The 19,258-nt window shown below is 67.6% G+C and carries 18 protein-coding genes and 1 pseudogene; 3 read left to right on the top strand and 16 right to left on the bottom strand.

Annotated features, from left to right (window positions below; translation table 11 throughout):
- Positions 1-66: 66 nt before the first annotated feature.
- The 4 genes from VK92_RS34230 to edd all read right to left on the bottom strand — a co-directional run bounded on the left by VK92_RS34230 (position 67) and on the right by edd (position 4,667).
- Positions 67-570: a gluconokinase gene (locus VK92_RS34230; RefSeq protein WP_042974301.1), complete on the bottom strand. Its 504-nt coding sequence runs from the start codon at positions 568-570 to the stop codon at positions 67-69.
- 13 nt (positions 571-583) lie between these two features.
- The gene (locus tag VK92_RS34225) at positions 584-1,945 is read right to left on the bottom strand and encodes a GntP family permease (RefSeq protein WP_042974304.1); all 1,362 of its coding nucleotides are present in this window, start codon (positions 1,943-1,945) and stop codon (positions 584-586) included.
- Positions 1,946-2,164: 219 nt separating this feature from the next.
- Positions 2,165-2,791: a bifunctional 4-hydroxy-2-oxoglutarate aldolase/2-dehydro-3-deoxy-phosphogluconate aldolase gene (gene eda, locus VK92_RS34220; protein WP_011350938.1), complete on the bottom strand. Its 627-nt coding sequence runs from the start codon at positions 2,789-2,791 to the stop codon at positions 2,165-2,167.
- Between the two features lie 19 nt (positions 2,792-2,810).
- Complete coding sequence (edd, locus tag VK92_RS34215; protein ID WP_021158788.1) at positions 2,811-4,667, bottom strand: phosphogluconate dehydratase; 1,857 nt, start codon at positions 4,665-4,667, stop codon at positions 2,811-2,813.
- 294 nt (positions 4,668-4,961) lie between these two features.
- Here edd and VK92_RS34210 point away from each other — a divergent pair, with 294 nt between their 5' ends.
- On the top strand, positions 4,962-5,810 hold the full coding sequence (locus VK92_RS34210) for a MurR/RpiR family transcriptional regulator (RefSeq protein WP_021158790.1): 849 nt from the start codon (positions 4,962-4,964) through the stop codon (positions 5,808-5,810).
- Positions 5,811-5,906: 96 nt separating this feature from the next.
- On the opposite strand, the gene VK92_RS34205 is transcribed toward VK92_RS34210, so the two are convergent.
- The 9 genes from VK92_RS34205 to bamE form a co-directional block, all read right to left on the bottom strand.
- Complete coding sequence (locus VK92_RS34205) at positions 5,907-6,329, bottom strand: CopD family protein (RefSeq protein WP_011350935.1); 423 nt, start codon at positions 6,327-6,329, stop codon at positions 5,907-5,909.
- A 19-nt stretch (positions 6,330-6,348) separates the two neighbouring features.
- Positions 6,349-7,620 carry a glutamate-5-semialdehyde dehydrogenase gene (locus VK92_RS34200; RefSeq protein WP_042974307.1) on the bottom strand — a complete coding sequence of 424 codons (1,272 nt, stop codon included), beginning with the start codon at positions 7,618-7,620 and terminating at the stop codon, positions 6,349-6,351.
- A gap of 135 nt (positions 7,621-7,755) precedes the next feature.
- Entirely contained in the window at positions 7,756-8,850 is a 1,095-nt protein-coding gene (gene holA / locus VK92_RS34195; RefSeq protein ID WP_027788384.1) for a DNA polymerase III subunit delta, read from the bottom strand.
- An 18-nt stretch (positions 8,851-8,868) separates the two neighbouring features.
- A complete protein-coding gene (locus tag VK92_RS34190; RefSeq protein WP_021158794.1) occupies positions 8,869-9,423 on the bottom strand; it encodes an LPS-assembly lipoprotein LptE in 555 nt (184 codons plus the stop codon).
- Between the two features lie 38 nt (positions 9,424-9,461).
- On the bottom strand, positions 9,462-12,056 hold the full coding sequence (leuS, locus tag VK92_RS34185; RefSeq protein WP_048026135.1) for a leucine--tRNA ligase: 2,595 nt from the start codon (positions 12,054-12,056) through the stop codon (positions 9,462-9,464).
- A 289-nt stretch (positions 12,057-12,345) separates the two neighbouring features.
- On the bottom strand, positions 12,346-12,807 hold the full coding sequence (locus tag VK92_RS34180; protein ID WP_048026134.1) for an ExbD/TolR family protein: 462 nt from the start codon (positions 12,805-12,807) through the stop codon (positions 12,346-12,348).
- A gap of 24 nt (positions 12,808-12,831) precedes the next feature.
- Positions 12,832-13,500 carry a MotA/TolQ/ExbB proton channel family protein gene (locus VK92_RS34175; protein ID WP_048026132.1) on the bottom strand — a complete coding sequence of 223 codons (669 nt, stop codon included), beginning with the start codon at positions 13,498-13,500 and terminating at the stop codon, positions 12,832-12,834.
- 18 nt (positions 13,501-13,518) lie between these two features.
- Positions 13,519-14,316 (bottom strand): 4-hydroxy-tetrahydrodipicolinate reductase, encoded by a 798-nt coding sequence (gene dapB / locus VK92_RS34170; protein WP_021159286.1) that lies wholly within the window; start codon positions 14,314-14,316, stop codon positions 13,519-13,521.
- A 62-nt stretch (positions 14,317-14,378) separates the two neighbouring features.
- Entirely contained in the window at positions 14,379-15,194 is an 816-nt protein-coding gene (gene bamE, locus VK92_RS34165; protein ID WP_021159285.1) for an outer membrane protein assembly factor BamE, read from the bottom strand.
- A 142-nt stretch (positions 15,195-15,336) separates the two neighbouring features.
- On the opposite strand from bamE, the gene fur reads away from it, so the two are divergent.
- A complete protein-coding gene (fur, locus tag VK92_RS34160; protein ID WP_006400349.1) occupies positions 15,337-15,765 on the top strand; it encodes a ferric iron uptake transcriptional regulator in 429 nt (142 codons plus the stop codon).
- Positions 15,766-15,988: 223 nt separating this feature from the next.
- On the opposite strand, the gene VK92_RS34155 is transcribed toward fur, so the two are convergent.
- From VK92_RS34155 to VK92_RS34145, 3 genes are all read right to left on the bottom strand, one after another.
- Positions 15,989-16,513 carry an ureidoglycolate lyase gene (locus VK92_RS34155; protein WP_021159284.1) on the bottom strand — a complete coding sequence of 175 codons (525 nt, stop codon included), beginning with the start codon at positions 16,511-16,513 and terminating at the stop codon, positions 15,989-15,991.
- 14 nt (positions 16,514-16,527) lie between these two features.
- Positions 16,528-17,535, bottom strand: coding sequence for an allantoicase (gene alc, locus VK92_RS34150; RefSeq protein WP_027788391.1), 1,008 nt, complete (start codon positions 17,533-17,535; stop codon positions 16,528-16,530).
- A gap of 105 nt (positions 17,536-17,640) precedes the next feature.
- Entirely contained in the window at positions 17,641-18,963 is a 1,323-nt protein-coding gene (locus VK92_RS34145) for a C4-dicarboxylate transporter DctA (protein WP_021159282.1), read from the bottom strand.
- A 57-nt stretch (positions 18,964-19,020) separates the two neighbouring features.
- Between VK92_RS34145 and VK92_RS43205 the strand changes: the two are divergent.
- A pseudogene (locus tag VK92_RS43205) lies at positions 19,021-19,258 on the top strand (FadR family transcriptional regulator); the annotation flags it as partial.

The following is a 19,258-nucleotide window of genomic DNA, read 5'->3' as shown; positions in this document are numbered from 1 at the left end:
GTTGCTTAACTGAACGGCATTAGCCCCGAGGGGCGCCTTTTGCGTGATGATTGCCGCGAACCGCGCTCAGTGCTGCTGCGCGATGCCGATCTTCAGCATGACCTGGTCGACGATCTGTTCGGGCGTCAGCTCGATGCTGACCTGGATCGCTTCGTCCGGGCCCGGTTCCTCGAGCGTGTCGAGCTGGCTCTTCAGCAGCGACGGATCGAAGAAATGGCCGGTGCGGCTCTTCAGGCGCTCGTGCAACACCTCGAACGAACCCTTCAGATACACGAACCGCACGTCGGTGTCGGTGCCGCGCAGCACGTCGCGGTACGACCGCTTCAGCGACGAGCACGTGAACACGGCCGTCTCGCCCGCGCGCTGCTTTTCCTCGATGGCCGCGCGAATCGTGCGCAGCCACGGCCAGCGGTCGTCGTCGGTCAGCGGAATGCCGTGATGCATCTTTTCCTTGTTCGCCGCGCTGTGAAACGCGTCGCCGTCGGTATAGCTGCACGACAGGCGTTCCGCCAGCATTTCGCCGATTCGCGACTTGCCCGCGCCCGACACGCCCATTGCGATCAGAATCATTGACTACCCCTTGTTACAGAACCATGCTCAGCAGCAGTGTAAAGCCGAGGCCGAGCACCGAGATGATCGTTTCGAGCAACGACCAGGTCTTGAACGTCTGACCGACCGTCATCCCGAAGTATTCCTTGATCAGCCAGAAGCCGCCGTCGTTCACGTGCGAGAAGATCAGCGAGCCCGAGCCCGTGGCGAGCACCAGCAGCTCCGGGCTGACCGTCGTGCCGGCTGCCGCCGCGATCGGCGCGACGATGCCGCAGGCCGTCGTCATCGCGACCGTCGCCGACCCCGTCGCGAGACGCATCAGCGCCGCGACGAACCAGCCGAGCAGCAGCGGCGACAGGTGCGCATGCTTCGCCGTCTCGACGATCTGCTGCGAGATCCCGCTGTCGCGCAGGACGCCGCCGAAGCCGCCGCCCGCGCCGACGATCAGCGTGATGCCGGCGATCGGTGCGAGACACTCGCCGCAGAACTTCTGGATCTGGTCGCGGTTGAAGCCCTGCAGCTTGCCGAACGTGAAGAAGCTCACGAGCACGGCGATCAGCAGCGCGACGTCCGAGTTGCCGGCAAAGCGCAGCAGGTTGTTCGGCAGCGATTTCGGCGTGAACAGCAGGTCGGCCCAGCTGCCGACGAGCATCAGCACGACGGGCAGCAGGATCGTGAACAGCGTGATGCCGAAGCTCGGCAGTTCGCGCTTGCGGCCGTCGGCGTGCGAGTCGACGAACTGCGACGCGAGCGGGTTGTTTTCCGGCAGCTTCACGAACTTCGAGATCGTCAGCGCGAACAGCGGGCCCGCGATGATCGCGGTCGGCACGCCGACGATCAGGCCGAACGCGATCGTCTTGCCGATATCGGCGCCGTATTGCTGGACGGCCAGCAGCGCGGCCGGGTGCGGCGGGATCAGGCCGTGCACGACGGACAGGCCGGCCACCATCGGCAGGCCGACGACGAGCAGCGACTTGCCGGTGCGCTTCGCGACGTTGAACGCGATCGGGATCAGCAGCACGAAGCCGACTTCGAAGAACACCGGCAGGCCGACGATGATCGCGACGAACATCATCGCCCAGTGGATGTTCTTCTCACCGAACCAGTCGATCAGCGTGGTCGCGATCCGTTCGGCGCCGCCCGATTCGGCCATCATCTTGCCGAGCATCGTGCCGAGGCCGACGACGATCGCGATGTGGCCGAGCGTACCGCCCGTGCCCGCCTCGAACGACTTGACGATCTTGTCCATCGGCATGCCGACGACGAGGCCGAGGCCGAGCGAGACGATGATCAGCACCAGGAACGGGTAGATCTTGTAGCGCGCGATCATCAGGATCAGCGCGGCAATCGCGATCAGCGTGAATACGAGCAGCATGCTGCCTTGGACAGCCCCCATGTGGACTCCTCCTAGAATTGTTCGAACCGGGCGCGTTGTTGCGAGTATGCCCGGCTATGCAGGTCTCCGGAACACGGGGGGTACCCACCCCGTCAGGACGCTGAATTTTACTTATCTTTACGGTCCGCGGATAGAACCGGTTCCATCAGCAAAAACCCTCGGTAAAACAAGCACTAAGCGCTTGTCTTCCGAGGGTCAAACCGTCATCTCGTACAAGTCTTAACGGGGAAGCTGGCTCGCGGCTTGCGCGAGGCGCGTGACTTCGGCCCAGTCCTGCGCGGCGAGCGCGGCCTTCGGCGTGAGCCACGAGCCGCCGACGCACACCACGTTCGGCAGCTTCAGGAAATTCGGCGCGGTTTCGACCGTGATGCCGCCGGTCGGGCAGAACTTCAGCGCCGGGAACGGGCCGTGGAACGCCTGCAGCATCGGCACGCCGCCCGCTTGTTGAGCGGGGAAGAACTTCACGATCTCGTAGCCGAATTCGAGTGCCTGGATGATGTCGCTCGGCGTCATCACGCCCGGCAGCAGCGGCAGGCCCGCGTCGAGCGACGCGAGGTGCAGCTCTTTCGTCAGGCCCGGCGACACGCCGAACTTCGCGCCCGCACGCTTCGCCTGCTCGCAATGCTCGGGCTTCGTGATCGTGCCGACGCCGACGACGATGTCGTCCGCGAGCTGGCTCGCGCGCTGGATCGCTTCCAGGCCAGCCGGCGTGCGCAGCGTGATCTCGAGTACCTTCACGCCGCCCGCGTGCAACGCGCGCGACACGTGTTCACCCTGCTCGACCGAGTCGAACGCGAGCACCGGGATGACCGGGCCCAGCTTCACGATTTCAGCAATCGTCTTCATTGAATTGGCTCCTTGAAATTCATGCGGCGACGTGGGCGGCCGATTCGCCGACCAGCGCGCCGAAAACCGATGCGCCCTGCTCGGCCGGCGCGGCGGCCGCGCGGAACACGCCGAACAGTTCACGCCCGAAACCGACCTCGTTCTCGGCCTGGTGCAGCGGCTGCGCGACCGGGCGCGCCTGCCACTCGGCGGCGTCGACCTCGATGTCGAGCACGCCGGCTTCGGCGTCGATCACGAGCGTATCGCCCGTCTTCACCTTGCCGAGCGGGCCGGCCAGCAGCGCTTCCGGCGACACGTGGATCACGGCCGGCACCTTGCCCGACGCGCCCGACATGCGGCCGTCGGTGACGAGCGCGACGTGGAAGCCCTGATCCTGCAGCACGCCGAGCAGCGGCGTCAAACGGTGCAGCTCGGGCATCCCGTTCGCGCGCGCGCCCTGGAAGCGCACGACCGCGACGAAATCGCGCTTCAGCTCGCCGCGATCGAAGGCCTCCTGCACGGCTTCCTGCGAATCGAACACGATCGCGGGCGCCGTCACCTTGCGGTGCTCGGGCGCGACCGCCGAAATCTTGATCACGCCGCGGCCGAGCCGGCCCTGCATCAGGCGCAGGCCGCCGTCCGGCTGGAACGGGTCGCGGATGCCGCGCAGCACCTTCGTGTCGTGGCTCTCGGCCGCGCCGTCGACCCACGTCAGCTTGCCGTCGATCAGCTTCGGCTCCTTCGTGTAGTGCGACAGGCCCTTGCCCGCGACGGTCGTCACGTCTTCATGCAGCAGCCCGCCTTCGAGCAGGTTGCGCACCAGGAAGGCCACGCCGCCCGCCGCGTGGAAATGGTTCACGTCGGCCTTGCCGTTCGGGTAGATCTTCGCGAGCAGCGGCACGACGGCCGACAGTTCGTCGAAGTCGTTCCAGTCGATCAGGATGCCGGCCGCGCGTGCGATCGCGACGAGGTGCAGCGTGTGGTTGGTCGAGCCGCCCGTCGCGAGCAGCGCGACGATCCCGTTGACGATCGCCTTCTCGTCGATCACATGGCCGATCGGCGTGTAGTGGCCGCGTTCGACGGTCAGATCGAGCACGCGGCGCGCGGCCTCGGCCGTCAGCGCGGTGCGCAGCGGCGTGTGCGGATGAACGAATGCCGAGCCCGGCAGGTGCAGCCCCATCAGCTCCATCAGCATCTGGTTGCTGTTCGCGGTACCGTAGAACGTGCAGGTGCCGTGGCCGTGATACGCGGCCGATTCGGCTTCGAGCAGTGCGTCGCGGCCGACCTGGCCGGTCGCGAACTGCTGGCGGATCTTCGCCTTGTCGTCGTTCGACAGGCCGCTCGTCATCGGGCCGGCCGGCACGAAGATCGTCGGCAGGTGGCCGAACTGCAGCGCGCCGATCAGCAGGCCCGGCACGATCTTGTCGCAGATGCCGAGGCAGAGCGCCGCGTCGAACATGTTGTGCGTGAGCGCGATCGCCGTGCCCATCGCGATTGCCTCGCGCGAGAACAGCGACAGCTCCATCCCCGGGTTGCCCTGCGTGACGCCGTCGCACATCGCCGGCACCCCGCCCGCGAACTGCGCGACGCCGCCGTTCTCGCGCGCGGCCGCCTTGATGATCTCGGGGAAATCCTTGTACGGCGCGTGCGCGGACAGCATCTCGTTGTACGAGGACACGATGCCGATGTTCGGCTCGCGGATCGCCTTGATCGAGAACTTGTCGTTGCCCTCGAGGCCCGCGAAGCCGTGCGCGAGGTTCGCGCACGACAGCGCGCCGCGTGCCGGGAACTTGCCCTGCGCGCCGTCGATGCGCTGCAGATAGGCGGAACGGGTCGATTGGCTGCGGGCGATCACGCGTTCGGTGACCTTCGCCAGAGTGGGGTGCAGCGATGTCATGCTGGGCGCTCCTGTATGCCGGCCGACACCGGCGGTTGGAATCGTGGGGACGATCGAGTGCATCGAACGAACGAAGCCAGTCTAGTAGAAAAACTACAAGCGCGCAATGTCGATCCGCATGCGCGCAACTCCTATTCCCGCCACCAGCAAGGGTTTACCTAGTGAAAACCCTAATCTTCGGTATCCCGCACGCGATGAAACATCGACGAATCAGCTAGTAATTCCATGTAGATTTTCTACAATTCGATTGCGATACACTCGCTCATCCGAACCCGATTTCTGCCCGCCCGTCCCATGCTGCCCCGCATTGAAGCGATCCGCGCCGAGTTGCGCCCGTCCGAGCGCAAGCTCGCCGACTACATCCTCGCCGCGCCGCGCGAGGTGCTCGACCTCGCGATGACCGAGCTGTCGACGCGCGCGGGCGTCAGCCAGCCGACGATCGCGCGGTTCTGCCAGGCGCTCGGCTGCAGCGGCTTCCGCGAATTCAAGATCCGGCTCGCGCAAAGCGTCGCGCCGGGCGTGTCGTCGGTCTATCGCGACGTCGAGCCCGACGAACCGGCGCCCGGCATCATCGGCAAGGTGTTCGACCGCACGATCGGCGCGCTGATCGAGGTGCGCAACAGCCTGTCGGCCGGCAGCGTCGCCGAAGCGATCGCGCTGCTGTCGAACGCATCGCGGATCGAGTTCTACGGCGCCGGCGGCTCCGGCATCGCCGCGCAGGACATCCAGCACAAGTTCTTCCGGCTCGGCGTGCCGAGCGTCGCGTATTCGGACCCGCACACGTTCTCGATGTCGTCGGCGCTGCTCGGGCCGCACGACGTCGTCGTCGCGATCTCGAACACCGGCCGCACGCGCGACATCGTCGACGCCGCGCGCTCCGCGCTCGCGTGCGGCGCGAAAGTCGTCGCGATCACGCAGAGCCATTCGCCGCTCGCGAAGCTCGCGACGGTGAGCCTCGCGTCGAACGTCGCGGAGGAAACCGACGTGTTCTCGCCGATGACGTCGCGGATGTCGCATCTCGCGATCGGCGACATCCTCGCGGTCGGCGTCGCGCTGTCGCGCGGCCCCGCGCTCATGGAACGTGTCGGCCGCGCGAAGGAGGCGATCACGCGCCGCCGGATCGACGACGGCACGAAGGATTGAGCAGGCGGCAGGCAGAGCGCACGTAAACGACGAACGGCGCCCCGAGGGGCGCCGTTGCGCAGGGTTCCGCACCGGCAACCGCGCCGGCCGCGCCGCTCAAAACGGCTTGATCACGACCAGCGCGACCGCCGCGAGCATGCCGAGCACCGGCAGCTCGTTGAACACGCGATACCACTTGTCGGTGCGGCGGTTCTCGCCACGCTCGAACACCCGCAGCAGGTGCCCGCAATAGGCGTGATAGACGATGAGCAGCAGCACGACCGTCACCTTCGCGTGGATCCAGCCCTGCCCCTGCCCAATGCCGATCGAGAGCCACAGCCACAACCCGCAGGCCAGCGCCGGCACCGCGATCATCGTCATGAAGCGGAACAGCTTGCGCGCCATCAGCAACAGGCGCCGCACGGCGGCCGGATCGGTTTCCATCGCCAGGTTCACGTAGATGCGCGGCAGGTAGAAGAGCCCCGCGAACCACGCGGCGATCAGTACGATATGGAACGTCTTGACCCAGAGCATCGCCATCGGTTGTGTGCCTCGCTTGTTATTGGCGGCCTTCGCCGTGCCCGAGCACGACGTACTTCAGCGACGTCAGCCCTTCCAGGCCGACGGGGCCGCGTGCGTGCAGCTTGTCGTTCGAGATGCCGATTTCCGCGCCGAGGCCGAATTCGAAACCGTCCGCGAAACGCGTCGACGCGTTGACCATCACGCTCGCCGAATCGACTTCGCGCAGGAACCGCATCGCGCGGTCGTGATCCTCGGTGACGATCGCATCCGTGTGATGCGAGCCGTAATGGTTGATGTGCTCGATCGCGGCATCGAGGCCGTCGACGACCTTGATCGCGAGCACCGGCGCGAGATACTCGGTGTGCCAGTCTTCCTCGGTGGCATCGACGAGCGGGCCGACGCCCGCATCGGCGAGCACCGCGCGCGCGGCCGCATCGACGCGCAGCTCGACCTGCTTGTCGCGATACAGCTTGCCGAGCGGCGGCAGCAGCGTCGCCGCGACACCGCTCGCGACGAGCAGCGTCTCCATCGTGTTGCAGGTGCCGTAGCGGTGCGTCTTCGCGTTGTCGCAGACGGTCAGCGCCTTTCCGAGGTCGGCGCGATCGTCGACGTACACGTGGCAAATGCCGTCGAGGTGCTTGATCATCGGCACGCGCGCCTCGTTGATCAGGCGCTCGATCAGGCTCTTGCCGCCGCGCGGCACGATCACGTCGACGTATTCGGTCATCGTGATCAGCTTGCCGACCGCCGCGCGATCGGCCGTCGCGACGACCTGCACCGCGTCCTGCGGCAGGCCGGCGGCTTCGAGCCCTTCGCCGATCAGCTTCGCGAGCGCCGCGTTCGATTCGAGCGCTTCGGAGCCGCCGCGCAGGATCGTCGCGTTGCCCGACTTCAGGCACAGCGCGGCCGCGTCGATCGTCACGTTCGGGCGCGATTCGTAGATGATGCCGATCACGCCGAGCGGCACCCGCATCTGGCCCACCTGGATTCCGCTCGGGCGGTACTTGAGGTTGCCGATCTCGCCGATCGGATCGGCCAGCGACGCCACCTGGCGCAAGCCCTCGACCATCGTCTTCAGCGCCTTGTCCGACAGCGTCAGGCGGTCGACGAACGCTGCATCGAGCCCCTTTTCACGGGCACGGGCGACATCGCGGGCATTTGCGTCCTTCAGTGCCTGCGCGTCGCGTTCGATCGCGCGCGCCACGGCGTCGAGTGCCGCGTTCTTCGCGGCCGTGCTGGCGCGCGCCATCGCGCGGGAAGCGTGCCGGGCGCGACGGCCCAGGTCGGTCATGTACTGATCGATATCCATCGTGTGACTCGAGAAGCGCGCCGCGCTGGGCGGCATGAATTCGTGGGGAAGCGTGGACGGCGGCCGGAGAGCCGCGCCCGTGATCGAAACATTGTATGCGGGTTGCGCAGCGCGCGCTGAAGGCCCGGACGGGACTTAGCGTCGCACGCGACCCGCGGTCGGCGGTCGCTCGCCGCGGGCACCGGCCACCGTCATCGCGAGCTGGAACAGCCCGTCCCACGGATCGGGCGGCGGTTCGTCCTGCGTGCGGCGGCCCGGCACGACGGCCGTGAGCCCCTTGACCTGCCGGTCGAGCTTCGCGGCAAACGCGAGTGCCTTCTCGAGCACGGCTTCCGACACGCGGTTCAGCGCGGGGCCGATCAGCCGCTCGCGCGGCCCCCATACGCGGTTCTCGCGCAGCAGCGTCGCCAGCGGCTTGCCGGCCGTCGTGCCGCGCTTGATCCGCAGCAGCGTACGCAGTTCCTCGACGACGGCCCACATCACCAGCACGATCGCCTCGCCCTCGCCCTTCAGCCCGTCGATCATCCGCGCGAGCCGCGCGGCGTCGCCGGCGAGCATCGCTTCGTTCAGCTTGAAGACGTCGTAACGCGCGACGTTCAGCACCGCGTCGTGCACCTGTTCGAACGACAGCGCGCCCTGCGGATACAGCAGCCCGAGCTTCTGGATTTCCTGGTGCGCGGCGAGCAGGTTGCCTTCGACGCGCTCGGCGATGAACTGCAGCGCGCGCCGCCCGTCCTCGCCGGGCGCGGCGCGCTGGCCCTGCATCGCGAGACGCTGGCCGATCCAGTTCGGCAGCTGCGCGCGGTCGACCGGATCGATCTTCAGCGCGACGCCGCCGTTCTGCAGCGCGGTAAACCAGGCGGATTTCTGCGTGGCCGCGTCGAGGCGCGGCAACGTGACGAGCATCAGCGCGTCGGGGTTGGGCGTGGCCGCGAGCGTCTTCAGTGCATCGGCGCCTTCCTTGCCGGGCTTGCCCGACGGAATGCGCAGCTCGATCAGCTGGCGCTCGCCGAACAGCGACATCGCCTGGGTCGCGCCGAGCAGCACGCTCCAGTCGAAACCGCGCTCGACCGTATGCACCGAACGCTCGGTGAAGCCGGCCGCGCGTGCGGCCGCACGAATGCGGTCGCACGCCTCCTGCGCGAGCAGCGGCTCGTCGCCGTACACGGTATAGAGCCCGGCCAACCCCTTCGCGAGGTGCGGCTCCAGTGCATCAAGTCGCAATTGCATCGGTGCGTATGCCGTCGATCAGAGCGGCGGCGGCGGCAACGGCGCGCGCGGCGCGACACCCGGCACCACGTCTTCCGGCGCCGGCGTCAGCGAGTGGACGATCGCGAGACGCCGCATCAGCTGGTCGACCGCGTCGTTCTGCATGTCGCCGTACAGGATGTCGGCTTCCTGCGCCTTCGCGTTCGTGTACTGGTCGCTGTACGTCATCGCGCGATTCAGCGCGATCGCGCTCGGCGGGATCAGCACGGTGCCGTCCTTGCTCGTGAGCGTGTAGGTCAGCGTATAGAACAGTGCGTATTCCTGCGCCGAGCCGTACTTGTTGAGCGTCAGCGTATTCTGACCGCGCGACTCCGACATGCGCAGCACGGCGTCGGCGTCGTCCGCCGACTTGACGATCTTCGTGTCGCTGCCGGCCTCGACGAGGCGCACGAAGCGCGCTTCGACCGGCGCCGGCGCGCCGACGATCAGCAGGTGCTTGAACGCGTAGTCCTGCTGGCCGCGCAACTGGAAGCCGCATGCCGACAGCGCGACCGCGCTGCCGACGGCGAGCATCAAAAACGATCTGCGGATCACCTTCGCTCCTTCTGGGTACGTCCGACGGCCGGCGGCCGTCAGACGACGATGTTCACGAGGCGGCCCGGCACGACGACGATCTTCTTCGCCGGCTTGCCGTCGCTGAACTTCGCGAACGCTTCGTCGGCCACCGCCGCAGCTTCGATCGCCTCGCGGCTCGCGTCCTTCGCGACCTTCAGCGCGCCGCGCACCTTGCCGTTCACCTGCAGCACGAGTTCGATCTCGGCCTGCTCGAGCGCGGCCTCGTCGACCTTCGGCCACGGTGCGTCGAGCAGCGGACCGAATTCGTCCGCATAGCCGAGCGCCTTCCACAGCTCGAACGTGACGTGCGGCACGACCGGGTACAGCACGCGCAGCAGCACGCCGTACGTTTCGCGCAGCACGCCGGGCGTCGCGCCCTTCGCGCCGTCGATCGCGTTCAGCATCTTCATCGCGGCCGACACGACCGTGTTGTACTGCAGGCGCTGGTAATCGAAATCGGCCTGCTTCAGCACGCTGTAGATTTCGCGGCGCAGCGCCTTGTCGGCTTCGCCGAGCGCGGCCGCATCGAAGCCCGCGCGCGCGGCGAGCGCTTCACTGTTCGTCGCACCGAAGCTCCACACGCGGCGCAGGAAGCGGCTCGCGCCCTCGACGCCCGCACCCGACCATTCGAGCTGCTGCTCGGGCGGCGCGGCGAACATCGTGAACAGGCGCGCGGTGTCGGCGCCGTACTGGTCGATCAGCACCTGCGGATCGACACCGTTGTTCTTCGACTTCGACATCTTCTCGATGCCGCCGAGCACGACCGGCTGGCCGTCCGTGTTCAGCGTCGCGCCGACCGGGCGGCCCTTGTCGTCGTGCGTGACCGTCACGTCGGCCGGGTTGTACCAGGTCTTCTTGCCGGAAGCGTCTTCACGGTAGAACGTCTCGTTCAGCACCATCCCCTGCGTGAGCAGGTTCTTCGCGGGCTCGCCGAACTTCACGAGGCCGAGGTCGCGCATCACCTTGGTCCAGAAGCGCGAATACAGCAGGTGCAGGATCGCGTGCTCGATGCCGCCGATGTACTGATCCATCGGCATCCAGTAGTCGGTGCGCGCGTCGACCATCGTGTCGGCGTCCGGCGCCGTGTAGCGCGAGAAGTACCACGACGAATCGACGAAGGTGTCCATCGTGTCGGTTTCGCGCTTCGCGGCCGCGCCGCACTTCGGGCACGAACAGTTCAGGAACGCTTCCGACTTCGCGAGCGGGTTGCCCGAGCCGTCCGGCACGAGGTCTTCCGGCAGCACGACGGGCAGATCCTGCTCGGGCACCGGCACATCGCCGCACGACGGGCAGTGGATGATCGGGATCGGCGTGCCCCAGTAGCGCTGGCGCGACACGCCCCAGTCGCGCAGGCGCCACGTGACCTGCTTGTCGCCGAAACCGCCGGCGTTCAGGTCGGCCGCGACCGCGTCGACGGCTTCCGTGTAGCGCAGGCCGTCGTACTTGCCGCTGTTCACGCAGACCGCGGTTTCCTTGTCGCCGTACCACTCCTGCCATGCGTCGAGCGAGTACTGCTGGCCTTCGGCCGAGATCACCTGCCGGATCGGCAGGTCGTATTTCTTCGCGAACGCGAAATCGCGCTCGTCGTGGCCCGGCACGCCCATCACCGCGCCTTCGCCATAGCTCATCAGCACGTAGTTGCCGATCCACACCTCGACCGGCTCGCCGGTCAGCGGGTGCGTGACCGAGAAGCCGGTCGCGACGCCCTTCTTCTCCATCGTCGCGACGTCGGCCTCGGCGACCCCGCCGCGCTTGCATTCGTCGATGAACGCGAGCAGCTCGGGCTTGTCCTGCGCGAGGCGCGTGGCCAGCGGATGCTCGGCCGCGATCGCGCAGAACGTGACGCCCATGATGGTATCGGCGCGCGTCGTGAACACGCGCAGCAGCTTCTTCTCGCCGTCGAGTTCGTACGGGAAGCCGAAGTTCACGCCGAAGCTCTTGCCGATCCAGTTCTGCTGCATGATCTTCACGCGCTCGGGCCAGCCGAGGCCGTCGAGGTCGTTCAGCAGCTCATCCGCGTACTGCGTGATGCGCAGGTAGTACATCGGGATCTCGCGCTTCTCGACGAGCGCGCCCGAGCGCCAGCCGCGGCCGTCGATCACCTGCTCGTTCGCGAGCACGGTCTGGTCGACCGGGTCCCAGTTCACGGTGCCCGTCTTCTTGTACGCGATGCCCTTCTCGAGCATCTTCAGGAACAGCCACTGGTTCCACTTGTAGTAGTCCGGCTTGCACGTCGCGATCTCGCGCGACCAGTCGATCGCGAGGCCCATCGACTGCATCTGGCCCTTCATGTAGTCGATGTTGTCGTAGGTCCACTTCGCGGGCGGCACGCCGTTCGCCATCGCGGCGTTCTCGGCCGGCATCCCGAACGCGTCCCAGCCCATCGGCATCAGCGTGTTGTAGCCGTTCATCCGCAGATAGCGGTACATCACGTCGTTGATCGTGTAGTTGCGCACGTGACCCATGTGCAGCTTGCCGGACGGGTACGGCAGCATCGACACGCAGTAGAACTTCGGCTTCTGCGAATCTTCCTGCGTCTTGTAGGCATCGGCTGCGCGCCAGTCGCCCTGGGCGGCGGCTTCGACGTCGGCGGGTACGTATCTCTCGTGCATGGTGTGGTTCGGACTAGGCTTTAAGCGGCGCGACGGCGCGCGCAGGAGTGGATCGAAAATCGTGCTTGCCCGGCGGACCCGCAGGTTCGCTGTTGCCGACCTGTTCACGGTTTCCGGGAATTTTCCGGGTAACCCGCAGCATGCCCGGGTAGCCTGGAAAATTCCGGGTTACCTGAAAAGAGCCTGCCAACCGGGAAAAACGTTGATTATACCGCCCGCGCCGGCCCATTCGACCGGTCTTGCGGCGTGCGGCCCGATCCCGCGCCAGGGACGGGCCCGCCGGATCCGCTCAGCGGTTGGCCGGCACGGCAGGCGCCGCCGCGGCACCGCCCGCCTGCGGCGGCACGTCGGTCACGAAGCCGATCCGCGTGAGGCCGGCGGCCTGCGCGGCGCCCATCACCTGCGCAATCACGTCGTAGCGGGTCGCGCGCGATGCTCGCAGCCGCAGTTCGGGCGGCGCGCCGCCCGCGGCGGCGGCCCGGAAGCGCGCGGGCAGCGCGTCGAGCGCCACCGGCGTGTCGTCCCAGTACAGCTTGCCCGCGTCGTCGATCGACAAGGTGACGGATTGCGGCGTGTCGCGCGCGACGCTGGCCGCGACCTTCGGCAGGTCGAGCCGGATCGCATGCGTCATCAGCGGCGCGGTGATGATGAAAATGACGAGCAGCACCAGCATCACGTCGATCAGCGGCGTCATGTTGATCTCCGCCATCGGCGCGGACGTCTTGTGGTGCTCGAGTCCGCCGAATGCCATGGTCGCTCCTCCGGAATGGACGCGTCAGGCTTCCTGCGCGCACACGAACACGTGCAGGTCGCGCGCGAAACCGTCGAGTTCCTCGGCGAGCTGCCGCACGAGCCGCCCGAGGATGTTGTAGGCCAGTACCGCGGGAATCGCGACCACGAGCCCGAACGCGGTCATGATCAGCGCCTCGCCGACCGGCCCCGCGACGTTCTCGATCTGCGCCTGCCCGCTCGCGGCGATGCTGCCGAGCGCGTGATAGATGCCCCACACGGTGCCGAGCAGCCCGACGAACGGCGCGGTGCTGCCGATCGACGCGAGCAGCACCTGGCCGAACTCGAGGCGCCGCTGCGAGCGCAGCATCGCGTGCCGCAACGCACGCAGCACGCGTTCGCTGCGCTCGACGCGCGCGGCCAGCGCGGCCGGGTCGTGCTCGTCGGCCGCATCGCGCGCGGCTTCGGCGAGCGGCACGAACACGCGCTCTCGATCGGCGCCGGCGAGCGCGGTGATGCCCGCGTCGAGCGACGGCGCGCGCCAGAACGCGGCGAGCGCGCGCGGCCCCTGCCGCTTCGCGCGGACCAGCAGCCAGGCTTTCATGAGCAGGAAGCACCAGCTGGCGACGGACATCGCCAGCAGCACATAGGCGACGGCATGCGTGATCGCATCGCCGCTTTCGAGGTAGTGGACAACGCCGGTGGGTATCGCCATCGGAGTTTCCCCGTGAGGTCAGCGCAGGCCGAGCACGTCCTGCATGTCGAACAGGCCGGCGCCGCGCGCCGACAGGAAGCGGACCGCGCGCAGCGCGCCCTGCGCATACGACACGCGGCTCGACGACTTGTGCGTGATCTCGATGCGCTCGCCGATCCCGGCGAACAGCACGGTGTGATCGCCGACGATGTCGCCGCCGCGCACCGCCGCGAAGCCGATCGACGACGGATCGCGTTCGCCCGTCACGCCGTGGCGGCCGTACACCGCGCAATCGTCGAGCGAGCGCCCGAGCGCGCCGGCGACCGCTTCGCCCATCATCAGCGCGGTGCCCGACGGCGCGTCGACCTTGTGGCGGTGATGCGCCTCGATGATCTCGATGTCGTAGCCGTGCGAGAAGTGCTTCGCCGCGAATTCGAGCAGCTTCAGCGTGACGTTCACGCCGACGCTCATGTTCGCCGCGAACACGATGCCGATCTTGCCCGCCGCGGCCTGCAGCCCGGCCTTCTGCTCGGCGGTGAAGCCGGTCGTGCCGATCACGAGCTTCACGTCGTGGCGCAGCGCGGCCTCGATATGGGCCATCGTGCCTTCCGGACGCGTGAAGTCGATCAGGTAGTCGGCCTGCGCGAACACGGCGTCGAGATCGGCGGTCAGCCTGACCCCGGTTTCCTTGCCGAGGAACGCGCCGGCGTCCTGGCCGAGGAACGGCGAATCGGCGCGGTCGAGCGCGCCGACGAGCTGCGCGTCGGAATCGTTGAGAACGGCTTCGATCAGCATCCGGCCCATACGGCCCGATGCGCCGGCAATCGCAATCTTCATGGCTTTCTACACGACAGGTCTAAAGGCGGGCGGCGCATGCCGCCCTGTTTCCGCGCGCGGGTTTACTGCGCCGGCGCGGTGAGCGGCTGGTTCTGCAGCGTGTCGGAACCTTGCGGGCCGACCGGCGGCGACGCCTCGTTCGACGCGTTCGGCGGCGGCGGACGATGGAACTGGAACTGCGGCTGGATCGCCGGAACCGCGCCCGGCGGCTGGCCGCCCGGCACCGGCGCACCGCCGGAAGCCTGCGTGGACGGCGTGAACCGCCGCGCGGCCGTGCCCTGGCCCGACACCTGGTTGGTCGCGCGGTTCGCCGCGCGGGCGGCCTGCGCGTTCGCATCCTGGTCGACCACCGCGCCGGACGCCGGCACGGTGGACGGGCTCGCGACCGTCTCCGGCGCCGGCGCGCTCGCCGCCTGTGCGGCGCTCGCGGCGGCGGCAGCCTCGGCGGCCTTCTTCGCCGCTGCGGCCGCCTTCGCCTTCTTGCCGCCACGGTCGCCGTCGATGTCGGCCAGCAGGTCGAGTTCCGAAGGCAGGTTGTCCGCCCCCGTCCAGCCCGCGACGCGATCGCCCGAGAACGTCACGACGAGATCGCGCTGCTGGACGACCGCCGTCGAGCCGCGCTTGAAGTAGAAGAGGTAATCCCAGCGGTCGGCGTGGAACATGTCCGCCAGCAGCGGGGTGCCGAGCAGCGCGCGTACCTGCTCGCGCGACATGCCGACCTGCAGCTGCGAGGCTTTCTCCTGCGACACGAAGTTGCCTTGCACGACGGTGATCCGGTAGGGGGTGATGCTCTGCGCGATGCGCTGCGTCACGCTGTCGTACGACGAACAACCAGCCAGCGCGGCAACGGCGGCGGCAGCGATGATGACACTCCGCATGCGGCTCCTCTGAAAGTGCGAAAGAGATTCTGGAATCATTTCCCTCACCGTGCAGGCCCGCGTCGCAGGCCGCGCGTGTTTCTGGAACGGCGAAAAGCCGGTAACATTGAAGCCCTGCATTGTACTCTAGGGATGCCTAGCCATGACCAATCCTACGGATCTCAAGAATATCGGGCTAAAGGCCACCCTACCGCGCCTCAAGATTCTCGAGATCTTCCAGCAAAGCCCGGTGCGCCATCTGACCGCAGAAGACGTCTACCGGAACCTGCTCAACGAGCAGCTCGACATCGGGCTTGCCACCGTCTACCGCGTGCTGACGCAGTTCGAGCAGGCCGGCCTGCTGTCGCGCAGCAACTTCGAATCCGGCAAGGCCGTGTTCGAACTGAACGAAGGCTCGCACCACGACCACCTCGTGTGCCTCGATTGCGGCCGGGTCGAGGAATTCTTCGACGCCGAGATCGAAAGCCGCCAGCAGGCGATCGCGAAGGAGCGCGGCTTCCGGCTCCAGGAGCACTCGCTCGCGATGTACGGTTCCTGCACGACCGAGAACTGCCCGCACCGCAAGCACTGAGATCCGCCGCGCTCGCAGCGTATGCAACACGGCCCGGACGGCGATTCGCCTTCCGGGCCGTCTTCTTTTCGGGATACGCAAGAGTCGCCCGCCCGGGGAAACCGGCGGCGCGCCGCCGCCCCACGGGCGGCCCCGCGCAGGCTTTCGCACACCCTTCGCGCTGCCTGCCCGGCCGGCCCCGGGTGACATCAGGCCGCCGGAGGGGCCCGCCTGCCCGCCTTCGTCATGCCGCGCCCGCGCAGGCCGGTTCGAACTCGAGCGCCCATGCGTGCTCGAGCGGGATTTCATCGCAGTTCGGCTGCGGGCCGCCGCGATCGACGATCACGAAATCGCTGACCGCATCCAGCGCGAGCAGCGGATGGTGCCAGACGCCCTTCGCATAGTTCACGCCCTGCCAGCCTTCCGCGAGGAACGCGCGCATCGCGTCGGGCCGGAACTCGCCGGCCGGCGCGACGACGATCGCGTAACGCGACACCGCGGCGAGCGGGATGAACGCCTGGCTGCCATGCGGATGGCGCTCCATCAGCGTGACCGCGACCGGCAGCGCACGCGGCTGCGCGCGGAACACGCTGACGAGCGGGCGGCCGCCGTCCGCGCACACGTCGATCGTCGCGAGATCGTGGAAGCGCTCGGTCGTGCCGCCGTTGATCGGGAAATGGCGCGCGCCTTCGAGCGCGATCACGTCGCCGAACGGCGCGAACGCTTCGCGGGTCAGGCGCTCGACGCGCAGGATACGGGATCCGCTCATGCCGTTGCCCTCCTTCAAGCCGGCTCGCCCCACAGACGCAGGCGCGACACGCCGCCGTCCGGGAAGATGTTGAAACGCACGTGCGTGACGGGGCCGAGCGCCGCAAGCTGGTCGAACGTGTGGACGTGGTCCATCGACAGCTTCTGCTCGCCGAGCAGTTCGGCCCAGAACATCGCCTGCGTGACGAGCGAATCGTCGGTGCCGCCCGCCACCCTCGCGGCCTGCAGCGAGCAGCGGTCGGGGAAATTGCCCTTGAAGAACGCGGTATCGACCTCGACGCGCCGGATGATGCCCGGCCGCGCGAGCGCGACGATCGCCCAGTCGTTGCCGGGCTCGCGGCGGCGCCGCGTTTCCCAGCCGTCGCCCATGTTCGCGCCGCGCCCCGGCATCAGCATCTGCGATGCCGGGCCGAAGTGCTGGTTGTTCGCGGCCACCAGGTAACCGCCGTTCTCGATCGCCGCGAGGTCGACGAGCTCGCCGGCCGGCACCTGGCGCCAGTCGCGCTGCGGCTGGCCGTACACGCGCAACCGCGCGAGGCCGCCGTCCGGGTACAGGTTCACGCGCAGGTGCGTATACGGTTGCGCATCGTCGACGCTCACGTAGTGATGCGAATTGCCCTGCAGCGTCGTCGCCGGGACGATCGTGCGCCACTCGGCGTTGTCGGACGGCGTGTCGCCTTCGGCGACGCACGCGTCGATCGACGCGGCCGGCGGAAAGTTGCCGGTGAAATGGCTCGTGTCGAGGTCGACGCCGTGAATCACGCCCGGCCGCGCGAGCCGCACCACGCAGAAGTCGTGGCCGGTCGTGCGCTTGCGGCGCGTTTCCCAGCCGTCCATCCACTTGCCGTGGTCGTCGTACTTGCCGGGGATGAACACGGCCGGCTCGGGATTGAGCATGCGCTCCTTCGGCGCGAAAAACTCGTCGCTGGCAAAGAGCGCCTGCGCCCCGAGGCGCGGGTCGGCGAGGTTCATGTAACGCCGCGTAAACGCCGGCGCATCCGGATCGAGGATGGGGGCTGCCATGTCGTCTCCTGTAGTTTGATGAAGGGCCGGCGCATCGAGGCGCCGGCCACATGAATGCCTGATGCGCGGGCCGCCTGGGGCAAAGCCGCCCGCGCGGGGTCGCGCTCAGAGCGCGTGAGCCTGGTCGCCGGCAACCGGTGCCGTGCGGTCTTCCTCTTCGGCCGGCACGTAGCGCAGCTCGCGGTTCAGCACGCGCTTCGCGCGGGCCCGGTCGATGTCGTTCTCCCACACCGCGACGACCACCGTCGCGACGCAGTTGCCAATCAGGTTGGTCAGCGCACGGGCGATGCCGACGAACCAGTCGACCGGCAGGATCAGCACGAGGCCGAGCACGGGAATCGCGGGGATCGCCGACAGCGTCGCCGCGAGGATCACGATCGCCGAGCCCGGGATCCCGTGCGCGCCCTTCGACGTGACGAGCGACACGAGCAGCACGACGATCAGGTCGTGCGTCGACAGCGGCGTGTTGGTGGCCTGTGCGATGAACAGCACGGCGAGCGTCAGGTAGATCGAGAAGCCGTCGAGGTTGAACGAATAGCCGGTCGGGATCACGAGGCCGACCGTCGAATCCTTCACGCCCATGTATTCGAGCTTGCGCATCACCTGCGGCAGCACCGCGTCCGACGACGCCGTGCCGAGCACGATCGACAGTTCCTCGCGCAGGTAGCGGATCAGCTTGAACACCGAGAAACCCGCGAGCCGCATCACCACGCCGAGCACGACCGTGACGAACACGAAGCAGCTCAGGTAGAACACCGCGACCAGGTAGCCGAGCTGCTTGAGCGACGCGACGCCGTACTTGCCGGTCGTGAACGCGATCGCGCCGAGCACGCCGAGCGGCGCGAGCTTGATGATGAAGCCGATGATCCGGAAGAACACGTGCGACAGTTCCTCGATCAGCGAGTTGACGCGTTGCGCCTTGTCGCCGAGCAGCGACAGCGCGGAACCGAACAGCACCGCGAACACGAGGATCTGCAGGATGTCGCCCTTCGCGAACGCGTCGATCGCGGTCTCGGGGATGATCTTCATCAGGTAGCCGGCCGTGTCCTTCAGGCTCTCGGCGTTCTTCGCGTACGACGCGAGCGACGACGCGTCGAGCGAGCGCAGGTCGATGTTCATCCCGACGCCCGGGCGCGTGACCCACGCGAGCACGAGGCCGATGCCGAGCGCGAGCGTCGTCATCACCTCGAAGTAGATGACGGCCTTCAGGCCGACCCGGCCGACCTTCTTCAGGTCGCCCGCGTTCGCCATCCCGCTGACCACGACGCAGAACACGATCGGCCCGATCACCATCTTGATGAGCTTCAGGAAGCCGTCGCCGAGCGGTCGCAACGACTCGGCGAAATGCGGGAAGAACGCGCCCAGCGCGATCCCTAGGATAAGTGCGACGACTACCCGGCCAAACAGCGAATTAAGGAATTTCGACACGGCGCTCTCCCGATCCAACGGTTGCAGTTTCGTCTGTTCATACTGGTAAGACCAGTGATGTTATGGTGGATAGTAGGAAGCCGATATAGTGGCGTCAAGGACGGACAAAATAGGGATTTCCCACCCCCTCCCCGCCCGCCCGATACGCACCGGACAGGGGCAGATCGTGGCTTTCCCGTAGGGCGTTCATGCACCGCCTGCGTGCGGATTACAATGCCGGTCAGACCGGCCAAAGTTCACCTCCTGAAAAACGTTCCGCACACCGTGACCGACGCCGCCATCGCGACGATCCGCG

This window comes from Burkholderia sp. LK4 (genome assembly GCF_001043615.1).
Classification (GTDB): Bacteria; Pseudomonadota; Gammaproteobacteria; order Burkholderiales; family Burkholderiaceae; genus Burkholderia; species Burkholderia cepacia.
The sequence above is the reverse complement of the archived record's forward strand: the minus strand, read 5'-3'. Positions and strand labels throughout refer to the sequence as shown.